Source organism: Streptomyces sp. NPDC091272 (assembly GCF_044757485.1).
GTDB lineage: Bacteria > Actinomycetota > Actinomycetes > Streptomycetales > Streptomycetaceae > Streptomyces.
In genome coordinates, this window is the sequence record NZ_JBIVVC010000002.1 from 628,641 (window position 1) to 644,610 (window position 15,970).

Genomic DNA, 15,970 nt, shown 5'->3' on the forward strand with positions numbered 1-15,970 from the left:
CCAAGATGAAGATTCACAAGTACGACACCGTCATCGTCGGCGCCGGTGGCGCGGGCATGCGCGCGGCCATCGAGTCGACCAAGCGCAGCCGCACCGCCGTGCTGACGAAGCTCTACCCCACCAGGTCCCACACGGGCGCCGCGCAGGGCGGCATGGCCGCCGCGCTGGCGAACGTGGAGGAGGACAACTGGGAGTGGCACACCTTCGACACGATCAAGGGCGGCGACTACCTGGTCGACCAGGACGCCGCCGAGATCCTGGCGAAGGAGGCCATCGACTCGGTCCTCGACCTGGAGAAGATGGGCCTGCCGTTCAACCGCACCCCGGACGGCACCATCGACCAGCGCCGCTTCGGCGGCCACTCGCGCAACCACGGCGAGGCCCCGGTCCGCCGGTCCTGCTACGCCTCGGACCGCACCGGCCACATGATCCTCCAGACGCTCTACCAGAACTGCGTCAAGGAGGGCGTGGAGTTCTTCAACGAGTTCTACGTCCTGGACCTGCTGATGCAGGACGACCCCGAGACCGGGGTGAAGAAGTCGGCCGGCGTCGTCGCCTACGAACTGGCCACCGGCGAGATCCACGTCTTCCAGGCGAAGTCGATCATCTTCGCCTCTGGCGGCACCGGCAAGTTCTTCAAGGTGACCTCCAACGCGCACACCCTGACCGGAGACGGCCAGGCCGCCGCGTACCGGCGCGGGCTGCCGTTGGAGGACATGGAGTTCTTCCAGTTCCACCCGACCGGCATCTGGCGCATGGGCATCCTGCTGACGGAGGGCGCCCGCGGTGAGGGCGGCATCCTCCGCAACAAGGACGGCGAGCGCTTCATGGAGAAGTACGCGCCGGTCATGAAGGACCTCGCGTCCCGTGACGTCGTCTCCCGCTCCATCTACACGGAGATCCGGGAGGGCCGCGGCTGCGGTCCCGAGGGCGACCACGTCTACCTCGACCTCACGCACCTGCCGCCGGAGCAGCTCGACGCCAAGCTGCCGGACATCACCGAGTTCGCCCGTACGTACCTCGGCATCGAGCCGTACACGGACCCGATCCCGATCCAGCCGACCGCGCACTACGCCATGGGCGGCATCCCGACGAACGTCAAGGGTGAGGTCCTCAGCGACAACACCACCGTCGTCCCCGGCCTGTACGCCGCCGGCGAGGTCGCCTGCGTCTCGGTGCACGGCGCCAACCGCCTCGGCACCAACTCGCTGCTCGACATCAACGTCTTCGGCAAGCGGGCCGGCATCGCCGCCGCCGAGTACAGCCACGCGAACGAGTTCGTCGAGCTGCCCGAGGACCCGGCCTCCCTGGTGGTCGAGCAGGTCGAGCGGCTGCGGAACTCCACCGGTACGGAGCGCGTCGCCGCGCTGCGCCTGGAGCTCCAGGAGTGCATGGACGCCAACGTGATGGTGTTCCGCACCGAGCAGACGATCAAGACGGCCGTCGAGAAGATCGGCGAGCTGCGCGCCCGCTACAAGAACGTGTCCATCCAGGACAAGGGCAAGCGCTTCAACACGGACCTGCTGGAGGCCGTCGAGCTGGGCAACCTGCTCGACCTGGCCGAGGTCATGGCCGTGTCCGCGCTGGCGCGCAAGGAGTCCCGCGGCGGTCACTACCGCGAGGACTTCCCGACCCGCGACGACGTCAACTTCATGCGCCACACCATGGCGTACCGCGAGGTCGCGGCCGACGGCACCGAGTCGATCCGGCTCGACTACAAGCCGGTCGTCCAGACCCGCTACCAGCCGATGGAGCGTAAGTACTGATGGCTACCCCGATCATGGACAAGGTCGAGAAGGACGGCAAGGGCGCGCCCGAGCCCGGCTTCGCCGACACTCCGTACATCACGGTCACCTTCCGGATCCGCCGCTTCAACCCCGAGGTCTCGGAAGAGGCCGTGTGGCAGGACTTCGAGCTGGAGATCGACCCGAAGGAGCGTGTCCTCGACGCCCTTCACAAGATCAAGTGGGACCAGGACGGCACGCTGACGTTCCGCCGTTCCTGCGCGCACGGCATCTGCGGTTCGGACGCCATGCGGATCAACGGCAAGAACAGGCTCGCCTGCAAGACGCTGATCAAGGACATCAACCCGCAGAAGCCGATCACGGTCGAGGCCATCAAGGGCCTGACGGTCCTCAAGGACCTGATCGTGGACATGGACCCGTTCTTCCAGGCCTACCGCGACGTGATGCCCTTCCTGATCACCAAGGGCAACGAGCCGACCCGCGAGCGCCTGCAGACCGCCGAGGACCGCGAGCGCTTCGACGACACCACCAAGTGCATCCTGTGCGCCGCGTGCACGTCCTCGTGCCCGGTGTTCTGGAACGACGGCCAGTACTTCGGCCCGGCGGCGATCGTCAACGCGCACCGCTTCATCTTCGACAGCCGTGACGAGGGTGGCGAGCAGCGGCTCGAAATCCTCAACGACAAGGACGGTGTGTGGCGCTGCCGCACCACGTTCAACTGCACGGACGCCTGCCCGCGTGGCATCGAGGTCACCAAGGCGATCCAGGAAGTGAAGCGTGCGCTGATCACGCGCCGCTTCTGATCCCGCGCGGTCGCCGCAGCGAAGGAAGGGCCCCACCCCCGGTCTCCCGGGGGCGGGGCCCTTCCCGTGTCCCGTGTGCCTGCCGTGTCGCGTGTCGTGCCGTGCCGTGCCGCTCTACAGCCTGCCCAGCTCCCACAGCCGCCAGATGCCCGTGCCGTCCGAGAGGTACTCCACGCCGCCGACCTCGCCGTTGCTCAGCACGTAGTCCTTGGTCTGCCAGAGCGGTACCAGCGGGACGTCCTTCGCGACGATCTTCTGCAGCGCCTTGAAGTCGTCGACCGTGTTCTCCCGCGCGGAAGTGCTCTGGGTGCGGACGATCAGCTTCTCGATCTCCGGGTTGACGTAGGTGTTCGCGTTGCTGTTGTCCCGGCCGACGAGCGGCTGGCTGTAGTTGTCGGGGTCGGGGAAGTCGGCGACCCAGCCGATGTTGTACGCGTCGAACTGCCCGGCCTTGTAACCCGTCTGGAAGTCCTCCCACTCCTTCTTCTCGACGAGCTTCACCGCGAACAGGCCCGAGCCGTCCAGCTGCTTCTTCAGCTCCTCGGCCTCCGGCTTGGTGGCGCCGCCGGCCGCGTAGCCCAGGGTGAACGTCACCGGAACCTGCACGCCGGCGTTCTCCAGCTCCGCCTTCGCCTTCTCGACGCTGGGCCTGGAGGTGAGGTCGAAGAAGGGGGTGCCGTGGCCGACGATGCCCTTGGGGATGGCGTCGTAGAGCGGCTCGACGGTGTTGAAGTACACGTCGTGCGCCAGCTTCGGGCGGTCCACGAGGTACGAGGCTGCGCGGCGCACGGCGGCGTCGGCGAAGGGGGAGTTCTTGCGGACGTTGAAGACCATGTTGCGGATCTCGGTCGCGTCGACCTCGCTGACCCGTACGTTCTCGTCGCCGGGCTTCAGCTTGGAGAGCATCTCCGGCGGCAGCTGGCGGTGCGCGACGTCGAGCTCCTTGCCCTCCCACGCCTTCTCCAGGTCCTCGGAGGCCTCGTAGTAGTGCACGTCGACGGGCTTGCCGGTCTTCGGCACCGCGCCCTTGTAGGAGGGGTTCGGGGCCAGGCGGGCGAGCTTGCCCTTCTCGTAGGAGGTGATGACGTACGGGCCGGAGCCGTCGACCACCTCGTCCTCGCGCTCGCCCTGCGCCGGGTACTTCGCGCTGTCGACGATCGCGCCGGCGCCCGACGCCACCTTGAACGGGAAGGTGGCGTCACCGGTGTGGAGGTTGAAGGTGACCTGGTTCCCGTCGGCCCGGACCGACTTCAGCGAGGTGAAGAGGGAACGCGGCCCCTCGTCCGGCTTGTTGCGCAGGATGCGGTCGAAGCTGAACTTGACGTCCTGTGCGGTGATCTTCTTCCCGTTGGAGAAGACCAGGTCGTTCCTGAGCTCGCACTGGTAGGTCGTGAGCTTCTGCCCGACGAAGTGGCACTCCTTGGCCGCGTCCGGGGTGGGCTTGGCCGCACCGGTCTTGAGCGTCAGCAGGGACTGGAACACATTGCTGTACAGCGCCCAGGAACCGACGTCGTACGCCCAGGCCGGGTCCAGCGAGGACGCCTTGTCCGTGGTTCCGACGTTGATCGCGGCAACGTTGTCGCCGTCCGAGGGGAGGAGTTGCCACCCTCCGACTGCGGCGGCTGCCACTACTGCCGCCGTGACGACGACACGCAGGCGGATGGATCCCGTCGACCGCATATTGACTTGCTCTCCTCGCACTACCCCACCCAGGGGGCAGCCGGAAGATCCACACGCCCACCCCACGATTCGTTCACCTAATCACACGAATTAGGGCCACGGAAGGGGCAATTCTTTCGCAACGGGCACATGCGGCCCGGGTGGCGTGCACCCCGGACACACCTCGGATCCGGGCCCTCGCGGGCGGCGCCAGGGGCCGTGGCGAGGAACTGCGTTCAGCGCACGGCGAGTTGGACGACGGTGATGTCGGAGGGGGCTCCCACGCGGACCGGAGGGCCCCAGGCGCCAGCGCCGCGCGAGACGTAGAGCTGGGTGTCGCCGTAGCGTTCCAGCCCCGCGACGGTGGGGTTGGCGAGTTCGGCGACGAGGTTGCCCGGCCAGAGCTGGCCGCCGTGGGTGTGCCCGGAGAGCTGGAGACCGACGCCGTGCCGGACCGCTTCGTCGATCTGCACGGGCTGGTGGGCCAGGAGCACCGAGGCACGACTGCGGTCGCGGTCGCCCAGCGCCTTCGCGAAGTCGGGCCCCTGGCCGAACGCCTCGCCGCCGACGTCGTTGACCCCCGCGAGGTCGAAGCCTGCCATCTCGACGCGGGCGTTCTCCAGCGGGTGCAGGCCCAGTTCACGGACATGGGCGAGCCAGGGGGCGGCGCCCGCGTAGTACTCGTGGTTGCCGGTCACGAAGAAGCTGCCGTGCCGGGAGCGGAGGCCTGCCAGTGGCTCGGCGGCCCTGCCGAGGTCTTCGACGCTGCCGTCGACGAGGTCACCGACGACCGCCACCAGGTCGGGCTGGGTGGAGTTGATGGCGTCGACGATGCGCTCGGTGTGGGCGCGGCCGAGGATCGGCCCGAGGTGGATGTCGCTGACCACGGCGATACGGAAGCCCTGGGCCGCGCGGGGAAGCCCGGCCAGCGGCACGGTGACCCGCTTGACGCGCGGCCCGCCGAGCACGCCGTACGCGCCGTACCCCACGGTCGCGGTACCGGCCACGGCCGCGGCGGCGCCGACGGTACGGGAGATGAACAGCCGCCGGGACGGGCTCCCCGAAGGACTGCCCTGCTCGGGCGGGGCCGCCTGGAGCTCGGTGGCGGGCACGGCCCCGGCGCGGGACCCGCCCTCGGCGCCGCGGTCCGGTCCGGCCACGCCCTGCGCGCCGCCGTCCGGTCCCGCCACGCCCTGCGCGCCGCCGTCCGGTCCCGTCGCGTCTCGCGTTCCGGTTCGGCTTCGGCTCCACCGCATGAGCAGCGGGCGTACCGCCTCCCCCACCAGCAGCGCCAGCGTCACGTACAGCAGCAGCGCCAGCCAGAGGAAACCCGGCCAGGCGAGGACCTGTTGCAGCCAGAAGGGGGCGCCGATCCGGCCCGAGGTCGCCGCGCCGACCGACAGCAGCGGCAGGACCACGACGGCCACCGCTCCCGCCCGCCGCAGGCGCCGTCCCCGTACGGACGCCGTCGTGGTGTCGCGGACCAGCCGCACCCACACGTACCTGTGCACCCCGGCGAGCAGCGCGATCACGCACAGGACCACCAGGCCGGTCACCACCGCGGTCACAGTCGTCCCCTACGCCTTCTCGCGGCGCAGCGTCCGCACCGAACGGAACCCGATCACGCCGACAGCCGTCCCCAGGAGAAAGGACGTCACGGCGAGCAGCAGGTGCACCCAGAAGTAGGCGGTCGGGTCGCCGGCGTCGTCGAAGGCGAGCCCGCTTCCGTCCTTGATCAGGTTTTTGACGAAAGTGATCCAGATGAACCAGCTCCACACCCCGAAGGCGAGCAGGAACCAGGACACGGAGCGGTTGAGCTTCATGGGGCCAGTATCGCCGTCGGCCACCCTGCCGGGTCGGCGGGGTGCGGTGCGAGGCGGCGGGGCGGCGGCCCTTGGGCTGTACCGGCGGCTGTTGCGGCGGGTCACCCCCGCTATGGCCGCGAGCACAGACTCGCCCTGTACGTTCACGTCCGTGTCTGCCGTGAACAGGACCGCTCTCGCGGTCGCCTCCGCCGCCCTGCTGGTGCCCTCGATCCTCGTCGTACCGGCGGCCCACGCCGCCGGTCCTGACCCGAAGTCGGACGACAAGCCCAAGCCTCCCGCCGTGATGTCCTCGGTGGGCGGCGAGAAGCTGGGCGAGTCGGGGACGCAGGTGAATCTGCTGCCGGGAGCGCCCGTGCTGCCCAAGGAGCTGTCGGGGCGTTCGTGGATCGTCGCGGACGCGGAGAGCGGCGAGGTGCTGGCCTCGCACAACGCGCACTGGCGGCTCGCCCCCGCGTCCACCCTGAAGATGCTGTTCGCGGACACGGTGCTGCCGCGGCTGCCCAAGGAGCAGGTCTACAAGGTGCGCCCGGCCGACCTGGAGGGTCTGGGCGACGGCAGCAGCCTGGTGGGGGTCAAGGAGGACCTCGAATACAAGGTCCTCGACCTCTGGCGCGGGGTGTTCCTCAAGTCGGGCAACGACGCCGTGCACGTGCTGACGGCGATGAACGGCGGCCTGGGCAAGACCGTCGCCGACATGAACGCGCACGCGCGTGAGCTCCAGGCCGTCGACACCCATGTCGTCTCCCCCGACGGCTACGACTCACCCGGTCAGGTCAGCAGCGCGTACGACCTCACGCTGATCGCCCGCTCCGGCATGCAGAAGAAGGACTTCCGGGAGTACGCGGCGACCGCGCGTGCCAGGTTCCCCGGCGAGCAGCTGCCGGACGGCACGCGCGACACCTTCGAGATCCAGTCCACCAACCGGCTGATGACGGGGGCGGACGGGGTCAGCCCGTACCCGGGGATCGCGGGCGTCAAGAACGGCAACACCACGCATGCGGGGGCCACCTTCACGGGCATCGCGCAGCGCGGCGACAAGGTCCTTCTCGTCACGGTGATGAACCCGCAGTCGGACGAGAGCCAGGCGGTCTACCAGGAGACCGCCCGGCTGCTGGACTGGGGTTTCCTGGCGGCCGGGCGGGTGAAGCCGGTCGGGGAGCTGGTCGCGCCGCGTTCGGCGGACGGCGGGACGTCCAGGGGCGCGCCGCCGGTCGCGAAGGCCTCGAAGTCCGCGGCGGCGGCCCGGCAGGCCGCCGCGGACGACGGGTCCAGCGGGGCCGGTATCGCGCTCGCGGTGGCGGGCGGCCTGCTCGTGCTGCTGGCGGGTGCGGTGTTCCTGGTCAACCGGAAGTGGCCGGTGGCTGTGCTGTCGCGCCGCCGCCCGTAGCCGCGGGCCGGCCCTCGGCCTCCTCGCCGCTGCGGGCCGCCTCCCCGTTCGCGTGCGGCGCCGCGGTCCAGGCGGCGCAGCACAGCAGCAGCTTCGCCGTGAAGTTGATCCACAGCAGCAGGGCGACGGGCACGCCGAACGCCCCGTACATGCTCTTGGACGCGACGCCGCTCATGTAGCCGCCGAGCAGCATCTTGAGCAGTTCGAAGCCGACCGCGCCGATCAGCGCGGCGGTGATCAGCCGGTGCCGTTCGGGGTGCACGCCGGGCAGCAGCGTCAGCACGTACAGCAGGAGCAGGAAGTCGGCGGCGACGGCGACCAGCAGGGCGGCGATCCGCAGCAGGACGCCGCCGGCGCCGCCCTCGGGGATGTCGAGGGCGCGGGCGGTCCAGCCGACCGCCGTGGAGCCGACGGCGGATGCGGCCAGCGAGCCCAGGCCCGCGAGGCCGAGGCCGGCGAGGACGAGGGCGTCCTTGGCCTTGCGCAGGACCGGGTTCTCCTCGTCGGCGTCGTCCAGCTGCCACACGGTGCGCAGGCATTCGCGCATCGAGCCGACCCAGCCGATGCCGGTGAACAGGAGCAGCGCACCCGCGACGAGGCCGACGGTGCCCGCGTTGGCGATGAGCGCGTCGATGTCGAGCTGGTCGGAGATGCCGGGGATCTGCTCGGCGACCTTGTTCTTGATGTCGCCGACCTGCTCGTCGCTGAGCAGGGCCGCGCCGACCGCGGCGGCGACGGTGATCAGCGGGAAGAGCGCCAGGAAGCTGATGAAGGTGATCGCCGCGGCGAGCCTGCTCCACTTCGCCCGGTCGAGCGTCTCGTAGGTGCGCCAGGCGTGGGTGCCCATCAGCCGCACCACGAGCGGTCCGACGACCGGGAGTTTCTTCAGCCAGTCCATGTTCCTTGTGTACCTGCCTGCCCATTCGTACGGGTTCGCCCTGTCGGGCCGAATACCAGCGTGCGTGTACCCCAGAAACGCAGGCAGGTAGCGAGTGCCATGCCGATGACGGAGCCGGAGACGGTGTCGGCGTGCGGGGAGGTCAGGCCGAGGCCGTGGTGCGAGAACGCCAGGCAGAGCAACTGCACCAGTGCACCTGCCGCGTTGACGGCGAAGAAGACCCCGTAACGGCGCAGTCGCGTCAGCTGTGCGGCCTGGGCGGTCTCCGGGTGCGTACAGGTGTTCCGGTAGGTGCCGAGGGCGTTGCCCGCGTAGGCGACCGTGCAACCGGCGAGGAAGGAGACGGCTTTCGCGGTGAGCGGGTCCCAGCCGAGTGCGCCGCGCAGCTGGACGAAGAGGGCCAGGTCGACGAGGTAGGCGCAGCCGCCGACGGCGGCGAACGAGCTGACCTCCGACCAGTTCGGCCTGGCACTCCCGGCGGGCGCGCCGGCCGGGTCGGCGGACCCGCTCAGGGTCTTGGCGGGTGCGTTCACAGGTCGGCGACCGCCAGTCCGTACATCGCCATCCAGACGATCCCGATGAGCGCCAGGCCGCGGTCGCGCAGGACGACGTCCTCGGGGGCCCCGGCGGTGCCGCGGTCGGCGAAGACCGCGTACCGCAGGATTCCCGCGATGAAGGCGACCATGGACAGTTCGCGCCAGGGCAGCAGTCCGCCGTCGGTGGCGGCGCCGTGTTCCATGGCCCACAGGCAGTAGCCGAGTACGGAGACCCCGGCGGCGAGCTGCCAGACGAAGCGCAGGTAGCCGGTGGTGTACTCGCCGAGCAGGGCCCTGGTCCTGCCCTTGAGCGGGCTGTCGGCCAGCTGGACCGCCTCGGAGTAGCGCTTGGCGGAGACCATGAACAGCGCGCCGAAGCCGCTGGTGATCAGGAACCAGCGGGAGAGCGTGATGTCGAGCGCGACCCCGCCGATCATGGCGCGCATCAGGAAGCCGGCGGTGACGACGAGCAGGTCGAGGACCAGTACGTGCTTCAGACGCAGGCAGTACGCCATCTGCAGGACCACGTAGCCGGTGAGCAGGGTGGCCGTCATCGCGTTGCAGAGCAGGGCTGCGGCGGTCGGGGCGAGGACGGCGAGCAGGGCGCCGGTGGCGTACGCGACGGGTACGGGGACCTGTCCCGCGGCGACGGGGCGCAGGCACTTGGTGGGATGGGCCCGGTCGGCCTCGGCGTCGACGGCGTCGTTGATCAGGTAGACGGCCGCCGCTGCGGCGGTGAACAGTACGAACACCAGGGCCAGTTGGAGCGCCGAGCGGGTGGTGAACAGCTGTCCCGCGGCGGCCGGGGCGGCCACCACGAGACTGTTCTTGATCCACTGGCGCGGGCGGGCGGTGCGCAGCAGTCCCAGGGGGAGACCGAGCGGACGCAGGGTGCGGCGCTGCGGGGGCAGCGTGGCGGCGGCCGGGTCGCGCCGGTCCTGCTGCTTGTCCAGGAGCGGGATCACGATGCGGTCAGACACCGGGCGCCTCCCGCCTGCTGGGGGTCCGGGCGTGCGGGCCCTTGCTGCCGGACCCGGTGTGCGGCTCCCTGGCGCCGAGCCGGGCGTCCAGCCACGTGCCGCCGAGTGCCGCGGTGAGGCCGCCGAGCAGGGCCCCGGCGGCGACGTCGCTCGGGTAGTGGACGCCGGCGACGAGCCGGGACACGCACATCGCGGCGGCCAGCGGTGGTACGACCTGCCCGGCGAAGGGGCCGAGCGCGCCGAGGGCGACCGCCGCCGCCGCGGCCGACGTGGCGTGTGAGCTGGGGAAGGAGTGCCGGCCCAGGGTCTTCACCAGCGGCGCGTGCGCGGGCAGTCGCGGGCGCGGGCGGCGCACCACGTGCTTGACGACCGTGCTCGCCAGGTGCGCCGCACCGACCAGTGCCGTGCCGCGTAGCCAGGCGCCGCGTCTGTCGCCGTCGACGGCCGCCCCGAGGAGTCCGGCGGCGAGCCAGAGTGCGCCGTGCTCCCCGCTGAGGGAGAGGGCGCGGGCGGCGGCGGCCACCCGTGGGTCCGTGCCGCAGTCACGCATCGCGGACAGCAGGCGGTGGTCCACTTCTCGCATCCGTCATCCCCTGGGTTCGGCGTGCGTGGCCCGGCGGGGCGCACCTCAGGGGAGACTCTTATCGGTAAAACGCCAATATTCATGACATTTCGATATGACACTCAATCAACCACCCGTTCCGCCGAAACGTTGCTTGCTTGGACATAGCGGGACGCTTTCAGCGATACCGTCGCGCCCATGTCTGCCAACACGCCCGTGCCCGAGCACCCCGCGCTCTCCGCCGACGCCTTCGCCTCCGTGACCGGCTGGGGGCGTACCGCCCCGACGACCGCGCTGGTGGTCCGTCCCCGCACGTACGAGGAGGCGGCGGCGGCGGTACGCGGCTGCGGAGCGCGCGGCGGCATCGCCAGGGGGCTGGGCAGGGCGTACGGCGACGCGGCGCAGAACGCGGGCGGTTCGGTCCTCGACATGACGGGCCTGGACCGCATCCGCAGCATCGACGCGGAGTCCGGGCTCGTGGTGTGCGACGCGGGCGTGAGTCTGCACCGGCTGATGCAGGTGCTGCTGCCGCTTGGCTGGTTCGTGCCGGTGACGCCCGGGACGCGGTACGTCACGGTGGGCGGGGCGATCGGCGCCGACATCCACGGCAAGAACCACCATGTCTCGGGCGGCTTCTCGCGGCACGTCCGCGCGCTGCGGCTGCTGGGCGCCGACGGCGAGGTGCGGACGGTCGAGCCCGGCAGCGCCCTCTTCGACGCGACGGCCGGCGGCATGGGCCTGACCGGGGTGATCCTCTCGGCGACCGTCCAGCTGCTGCCCGTCGAGACCTCCCTGATGTCGGTGGACACGGAGCGGGCCAAGGACCTGGACGACCTGATGGCCCGGCTGACCTGCACCGATCAGCTCTACCGTTACTCCGTCGCCTGGATCGACCTGCTGGCCCGCGGCGCCTCGACGGGGCGCTCCGTGCTCACCCGCGGCGACCACGCCCCGCTGGACGTGCTGCCCGCGCGGGCACGCAGGCAGCCGCTGACGTTCCGTCCGGGACAGCTGCCCGGCGCGCCCTCCTTCGTGCCGGAGGGACTGCTGGGGCGCAGGTCGGTCGGCCTCTTCAACGAGCTCTGGTACCGCCGGGCGCCGCGCGCCCGGGTGGGCGAGCTGCAGAAGATCTCGACCTTCTTCCACCCGCTGGACGGCGTCCCGCACTGGAACCGGATCTACGGCCGCGGCGGCTTCGTCCAGTACCAGTTCGTCGTCCCGTACGGGCAGGAGGAGGCGCTGCGGCGGATCGTGGGCCGCATCTCGCGGCGCGGCTGCCCGTCCTTCCTGGCCGTCCTCAAGCGCTTCGGCGACCGGGATCCCGGCTGGCTCTCGTTCCCGGTGCCCGGCTGGACGCTCGCCCTGGACATCCCGGCGGGCCTGCCGGGCCTGGGCGCCTTCCTCGACGGGCTCGACGAGGAGGTGGCCGGCGCGGGCGGGCGGATCTACCTGGCCAAGGACTCGCGGGTGCGGCCCGAGACGCTCGCCGCGATGTACCCGAAGCTGGCCGACTTCCGCGCGCTGCGGGCCGAGCTCGACCCGCGCGGGGTCTTCACCTCGGACCTGTCCCGCCGCCTCGCACTCTGACCACCCACCTCTTCTCCAGGAGCACAGTCATGAAGGACGCCTTCGGCACCCCGCAGTCCCTGCTCGTCCTCGGCGGCACGTCCGAGATCGGGCTGGCCACCGCACGCCGGCTGGTGGCCCGCCGCACCCGCACGGTGTGGCTGGCCGGCCGCCCTTCGCCCGCCCTGGACGCCGCGGCCGCGCAGCTGCGCGGACTCGGCGCGGAGGTCCGCACGGTCGCCTTCGACGCGCTGGACAGCGCGTCCCACGAGGAGGCGCTCGGCAAGGTCTTCACCGAGGGCGATATCGACATGGTGCTGATGGCCTTCGGAGTGCTCGGCGACCAGTCCCACGACGAGGCCGAACCGATGGCGGCGGTACGGGTCGCCCAGACCAACTACACGGGCTCGGTCTCCGCGGGCCTGGTCTGCGCGAACGCCCTCCAGGGGCAGGGGCACGGCTCCCTGGTGGTCCTCTCCTCGGTCGCCGGCGAACGGGCCCGCCGCGCGAACTTCATCTACGGCTCCAGCAAGGCGGGGCTCGACGCCTTCACCCAGGGCCTGGGCGACGCGCTGCACGGCACGGGCGTGCACGTGATGGTCGTACGGCCCGGCTTCGTCCGGACGAAGATGACACGGGGGCTGGAGGAGGCACCGCTCGCGACGACGCCGCAGGCGGTCGCGGTGGCCATCGAGGCGGGTCTGCGCAGGCGGGCCGAGGTCGTCTGGGTGCCGGGCGCCCTGCGCGCCGTCATGTCGGCCCTGCGGCACGTCCCCCGCCCGCTCTTCCGCAGGCTCCCGGTCTGAGCTGCCCCGCCGCGCGGGGCGCCCGGTCTCCTCAGTGCAGCGCCGGCGCGTCGTGCGGCAGGCCCGGCCGCGGCAGGTCGCCCTCCGTGCCGCCGCCGAAGGCGTAGTCGCACAGCTTGCGCCAGACGCCGTCCGCGCCCTGTTCGTAGAGGGCGAAGGAGACGCAGGACCACTCGGCGGTGTACGTGGCGAGCTCCTCGTACGCCCGGTCCATGCCCTCCTCGGTGATCCCGTGGGCCACGGTCACGTGCGGGTGGTACGGGAACTGGAGCTCCCGCACCAGCGGGCCGGACGCGTCGCGCACCCGCTTCTGGAGCCAGGCGCACGCCGACGCGCCCTCGACGACCTTCACGAAGACGACCGGGGACAGCGGCCGGAAGGTCCCCGTGCCCGACAGCCGCATCGGGAACGGCTGGACCGAGTCGGCGAGCGCCGCCAGGTGGGCCTCCACCGCCGGCAGCGCCGCCGCGTCGATCTCCGTCGGCGGGAGCAGGGTGACGTGCGTAGGAATGCCGTGTGCGGCAGGGTCCCCGAAGGCCGCGCGCCGCTCCTGGAGCAGGCTGCCGTACGGCTCCGGGACCGCGATCGAAACGCCGAGCGTTACGGTCCCCACGTCGTTCTCCTCCGTCGTCGGTGCGGTGCGGTGCGGGTCGGTGAATGAAACTGTCGCAGTGCAGTGTGGCGCGCACAGGGGCCCCGGGGCCAGAGTCCAAGGTCCGCGGCCTGCGGAAGGGGCGTCCGCCCCCGCGCGCGCCGGGTGCCTCAGTGCTTGGCCGGCAGGAAACCGATCCTGTCGTAGGCCTGGGCGAGGGTCTCGGCGGCGACCGCGCGGGCCTTCTCCGCGCCCTTGGCGAGGATCGAGTCCAGCGTCTCGGGGTCGTCCAGGTACTCCTGGGTGCGGGTCCTGAACGGCGTCACGAACTCGACCATCTGCTCGGCGAGGTCCGTCTTCAGCGCGCCGTACATCTTGCCCTCGTAACTCCTCTCCAGCTCGGCGACCGGCGTGCCGGTGAGCGTGGAGGAGATCGACAGGAGGTTGGAGACGCCCGGCTTGCTGACCGGGTCGAAGCGGATGACGGTCTCGGTGTCGGTGACCGCGCTCCTGACCTTCTTCGCGGTGGCCTTCGGCTCGTCCAGGAGGTTGATGAGGCCCTTCGGCGTGGACGCCGACTTGCTCATCTTGATGCTCGGGTCCTGGAGGTCGTAGATCTTCGACGTCTCCTTGAGGATGTACGGCTCGGGGACGGTGAAGGTCTGGCCGAGCCGCGCGTTGAAGCGCTCCGCGAGGTCGCGGGTCAGTTCGATGTGCTGGCGCTGGTCCTCGCCGACCGGGACCTGGTTCGCCTGGTACAGCAGGATGTCGGCGACCTGGAGCACCGGGTAGGTGAAGAGGCCGACGGTGGTGCGGTCCGATCCCTGCTTCGCGGACTTGTCCTTGAACTGCGTCATCCGGGAGGCCTCGCCGAAGCCGGTGAGGCAGTTCATCACCCAGGCGAGCTGGGCGTGCTCGGGCACGTGGCTCTGCACGAAGAGGGTGCAGCGGTCCGGGTCGAGCCCGGCCGCGAGGAGCTGGGCGGCGGCGAGGCGGGTGTTGGCGCGCAGGTCCGCCGGGTCCTGGGGAATCGTGATGGCGTGCAGGTCCACGACCATGTAGAAGGCGTCGTGCGTCTCCTGCAGGTCCACCCACTGGCGCACGGCGCCGAGGTAGTTGCCGAGGTGGAACGAGCCTGCGGTGGGCTGGATGCCGGAGAGCACACGGGGTCGAGAGGCCATGTTCATCATTCTCTCAGGTGGCCGTCGTGTACTCGCCCCCGGTCGGCCCCGGCAGGTCGGCCGCGTCCCGCCGCAAGGTTTCCGGGCGGGCCCGGCTGCCGACGATAGGAAGGAGCACCGTTCGCACCTTTTGCCGGACGGTCCATCTCGTACCCCCCTGACGATCGGAGTTCCCGTGCCGACACCCGACGCCACGAACGCTGCGACCACCTCCGACGCGATCGCCTCCGTGGAGGCACACAGCGCGCACAACTACCACCCGCTGCCCGTCGTCGTCGCCGAGGCGCAGGGTGCCTGGATGACCGACGTCGAGGGGCGCCGCTTCCTCGACATGCTCGCCGGGTACTCGGCGCTCAACTTCGGGCACGGCAACCGCAGGCTGATCGAGGCGGCCAAGGCACAGCTGGACCGGGTGACGCTCACCTCGCGGGCCTTCCACCACGACCGGTTCGCCGCGTTCTGCGAGGAGCTGGCGGCACTGTGCGGCATGGAGATGGTGCTGCCGATGAACACCGGTGCGGAGGCCGTCGAGACGGCCGTGAAGACCGCCAGGAAGTGGGGTTACCGGGTCAAGGGCGTACCGGACGGGAGGGCCAGGATCGTCGTCGCCTCGGACAACTTCCACGGCCGTACCACCACGATCGTCAGCTTCTCCACGGATCCGGAGGCCCGCGCGGACTACGGCCCCTACACGCCGGGCTTCGACATCGTCCCGTACGGCGACCTGGCGGCCCTGGAGCGGGCGCTGAGCGACGACACCGTGGCGGTGCTGCTCGAACCGATCCAGGGCGAGGCGGGGGTGCTGGTGCCGCCGGCCGGGTACCTCGCCGGTGTGCGGGAGCTGACCCGCGCGCGGAACGTGCTGTTCGTCGCGGACGAGATCCAGTCGGGGCTCGGCAGGACGGGGCGGACCTTCGCCTGCGAGCACGAGGGCGTGGTGCCCGACGTGTACGTGCTGGGCAAGGCGCTCGGCGGCGGGGTGGTGCCGGTGTCGGCGGTGGTCTCGTCGGCCGAGGTGCTGGGGGTGTTCCGGCCGGGCGAGCACGGGTCGACGTTCGGCGGCAACCCGCTCGCCTGCGCGGTCGCGCTCGAAGTGATCGCGATGCTGCGCGGCGGCGAGTTCCAGCAGCGGGCCGCCGAGCTCGGCGACCATCTGCACCGCGAGCTGAACCTCCTCGTCGGCGAGGGCGCGGTGCGGGCGGTGCGCGGGCGCGGGCTGTGGGCCGGGGTCGACATCGACCCGGCGCTCGGCACCGGACGGCAGATCTCCGAGCGGCTGATGGAGAAGGGGGTGCTGGTGAAGGACACCCACGGCTCGACCGTCCGGCTCGCCCCGCCGCTGGTGATCAGCAAGGAGGACCTGGACTGGGGCCTCGACCAGCTCCGGGCCGTGCTGGCGGGCTAGCCGCGGTGGACGTCGCCGTGCCGG

The 15,970-nt window shown here is 71.0% G+C and carries 15 protein-coding genes; 6 read left to right on the top strand and 9 right to left on the bottom strand.

Annotated elements, in window-relative coordinates; all coding sequences use genetic code 11:
• Positions 1-5: 5 nt before the first annotated feature.
• Positions 6-1,766 carry a succinate dehydrogenase flavoprotein subunit gene (gene sdhA / locus ACIQM4_RS07625; protein ID WP_401587384.1) on the top strand — a complete coding sequence of 587 codons (1,761 nt, stop codon included), beginning with the start codon at positions 6-8 and terminating at the stop codon, positions 1,764-1,766.
• Positions 1,766-2,548, top strand: a complete 783-nt coding sequence (locus tag ACIQM4_RS07630) for a succinate dehydrogenase iron-sulfur subunit (protein ID WP_401587387.1) — start codon at positions 1,766-1,768, stop codon at positions 2,546-2,548. Before sdhA ends, ACIQM4_RS07630 begins: the two co-directional genes overlap by 1 nt.
• A 114-nt stretch (positions 2,549-2,662) precedes the next feature.
• Here ACIQM4_RS07630 and ACIQM4_RS07635 read toward each other — a convergent pair whose 3' ends face one another.
• From ACIQM4_RS07635 to ACIQM4_RS07645, 3 genes are all read right to left on the bottom strand, one after another.
• Positions 2,663-4,228: an ABC transporter substrate-binding protein gene (locus ACIQM4_RS07635; RefSeq protein WP_401587390.1), complete on the bottom strand. Its 1,566-nt coding sequence runs from the start codon at positions 4,226-4,228 to the stop codon at positions 2,663-2,665.
• 215 nt (positions 4,229-4,443) lie between these two features.
• Positions 4,444-5,766 carry a metallophosphoesterase gene (locus tag ACIQM4_RS07640; protein WP_401588204.1) on the bottom strand — a complete coding sequence of 441 codons (1,323 nt, stop codon included), beginning with the start codon at positions 5,764-5,766 and terminating at the stop codon, positions 4,444-4,446.
• 18 nt (positions 5,767-5,784) lie between these two features.
• Positions 5,785-6,030 (bottom strand): SCO4848 family membrane protein, encoded by a 246-nt coding sequence (locus ACIQM4_RS07645; RefSeq protein WP_401587393.1) that lies wholly within the window; start codon positions 6,028-6,030, stop codon positions 5,785-5,787.
• A gap of 151 nt (positions 6,031-6,181) precedes the next feature.
• On the opposite strand from ACIQM4_RS07645, the gene ACIQM4_RS07650 reads away from it, so the two are divergent.
• Positions 6,182-7,420 (top strand): D-alanyl-D-alanine carboxypeptidase family protein, encoded by a 1,239-nt coding sequence (locus tag ACIQM4_RS07650; protein ID WP_401587396.1) that lies wholly within the window; start codon positions 6,182-6,184, stop codon positions 7,418-7,420.
• Here ACIQM4_RS07650 and ACIQM4_RS07655 read toward each other — a convergent pair.
• The 4 genes from ACIQM4_RS07655 to ACIQM4_RS07670 all read right to left on the bottom strand — a co-directional run bounded on the left by ACIQM4_RS07655 (position 7,374) and on the right by ACIQM4_RS07670 (position 10,417).
• Positions 7,374-8,318, bottom strand: coding sequence for a YihY/virulence factor BrkB family protein (locus ACIQM4_RS07655; protein WP_401587399.1), 945 nt, complete (start codon positions 8,316-8,318; stop codon positions 7,374-7,376). The two genes, ACIQM4_RS07650 and ACIQM4_RS07655, sit on opposite strands and share 47 nt — an antisense overlap.
• The gene (locus tag ACIQM4_RS07660; protein ID WP_401588207.1) at positions 8,306-8,830 is read right to left on the bottom strand and encodes a GtrA family protein; all 525 of its coding nucleotides are present in this window, start codon (positions 8,828-8,830) and stop codon (positions 8,306-8,308) included. Before ACIQM4_RS07660 ends, ACIQM4_RS07655 begins: the two co-directional genes overlap by 13 nt.
• Positions 8,831-8,847: 17 nt before the next feature.
• The gene (locus tag ACIQM4_RS07665) at positions 8,848-9,765 is read right to left on the bottom strand and encodes a decaprenyl-phosphate phosphoribosyltransferase (RefSeq protein ID WP_401588210.1); all 918 of its coding nucleotides are present in this window, start codon (positions 9,763-9,765) and stop codon (positions 8,848-8,850) included.
• Between the two features lie 61 nt (positions 9,766-9,826).
• Positions 9,827-10,417 (bottom strand): phosphatase PAP2 family protein, encoded by a 591-nt coding sequence (locus tag ACIQM4_RS07670; protein WP_401587402.1) that lies wholly within the window; start codon positions 10,415-10,417, stop codon positions 9,827-9,829.
• A gap of 177 nt (positions 10,418-10,594) precedes the next feature.
• Between ACIQM4_RS07670 and ACIQM4_RS07675 the strand changes: the two genes are divergently transcribed.
• Both ACIQM4_RS07675 and ACIQM4_RS07680 read left to right on the top strand, forming a co-directional pair.
• Entirely contained in the window at positions 10,595-11,983 is a 1,389-nt protein-coding gene (locus ACIQM4_RS07675) for an FAD-binding protein (protein WP_401587405.1), read from the top strand.
• A gap of 29 nt (positions 11,984-12,012) precedes the next feature.
• On the top strand, positions 12,013-12,768 hold the full coding sequence (locus ACIQM4_RS07680) for a decaprenylphospho-beta-D-erythro-pentofuranosid-2-ulose 2-reductase (RefSeq protein ID WP_401587407.1): 756 nt from the start codon (positions 12,013-12,015) through the stop codon (positions 12,766-12,768).
• Positions 12,769-12,799: 31 nt separating this feature from the next.
• On the opposite strand, the gene ACIQM4_RS07685 is transcribed toward ACIQM4_RS07680, so the two are convergent.
• On the bottom strand, positions 12,800-13,381 hold the full coding sequence (locus tag ACIQM4_RS07685; RefSeq protein WP_401587410.1) for a 2'-5' RNA ligase family protein: 582 nt from the start codon (positions 13,379-13,381) through the stop codon (positions 12,800-12,802).
• A 149-nt stretch (positions 13,382-13,530) separates the two neighbouring features.
• Entirely contained in the window at positions 13,531-14,541 is a 1,011-nt protein-coding gene (trpS, locus tag ACIQM4_RS07690; RefSeq protein WP_401587413.1) for a tryptophan--tRNA ligase, read from the bottom strand.
• A 175-nt stretch (positions 14,542-14,716) separates the two neighbouring features.
• On the opposite strand from trpS, the gene rocD reads away from it, so the two are divergent.
• Entirely contained in the window at positions 14,717-15,946 is a 1,230-nt protein-coding gene (gene rocD / locus ACIQM4_RS07695) for an ornithine--oxo-acid transaminase (RefSeq protein WP_401587415.1), read from the top strand.
• Positions 15,947-15,970: the final 24 nt, after the last annotated feature.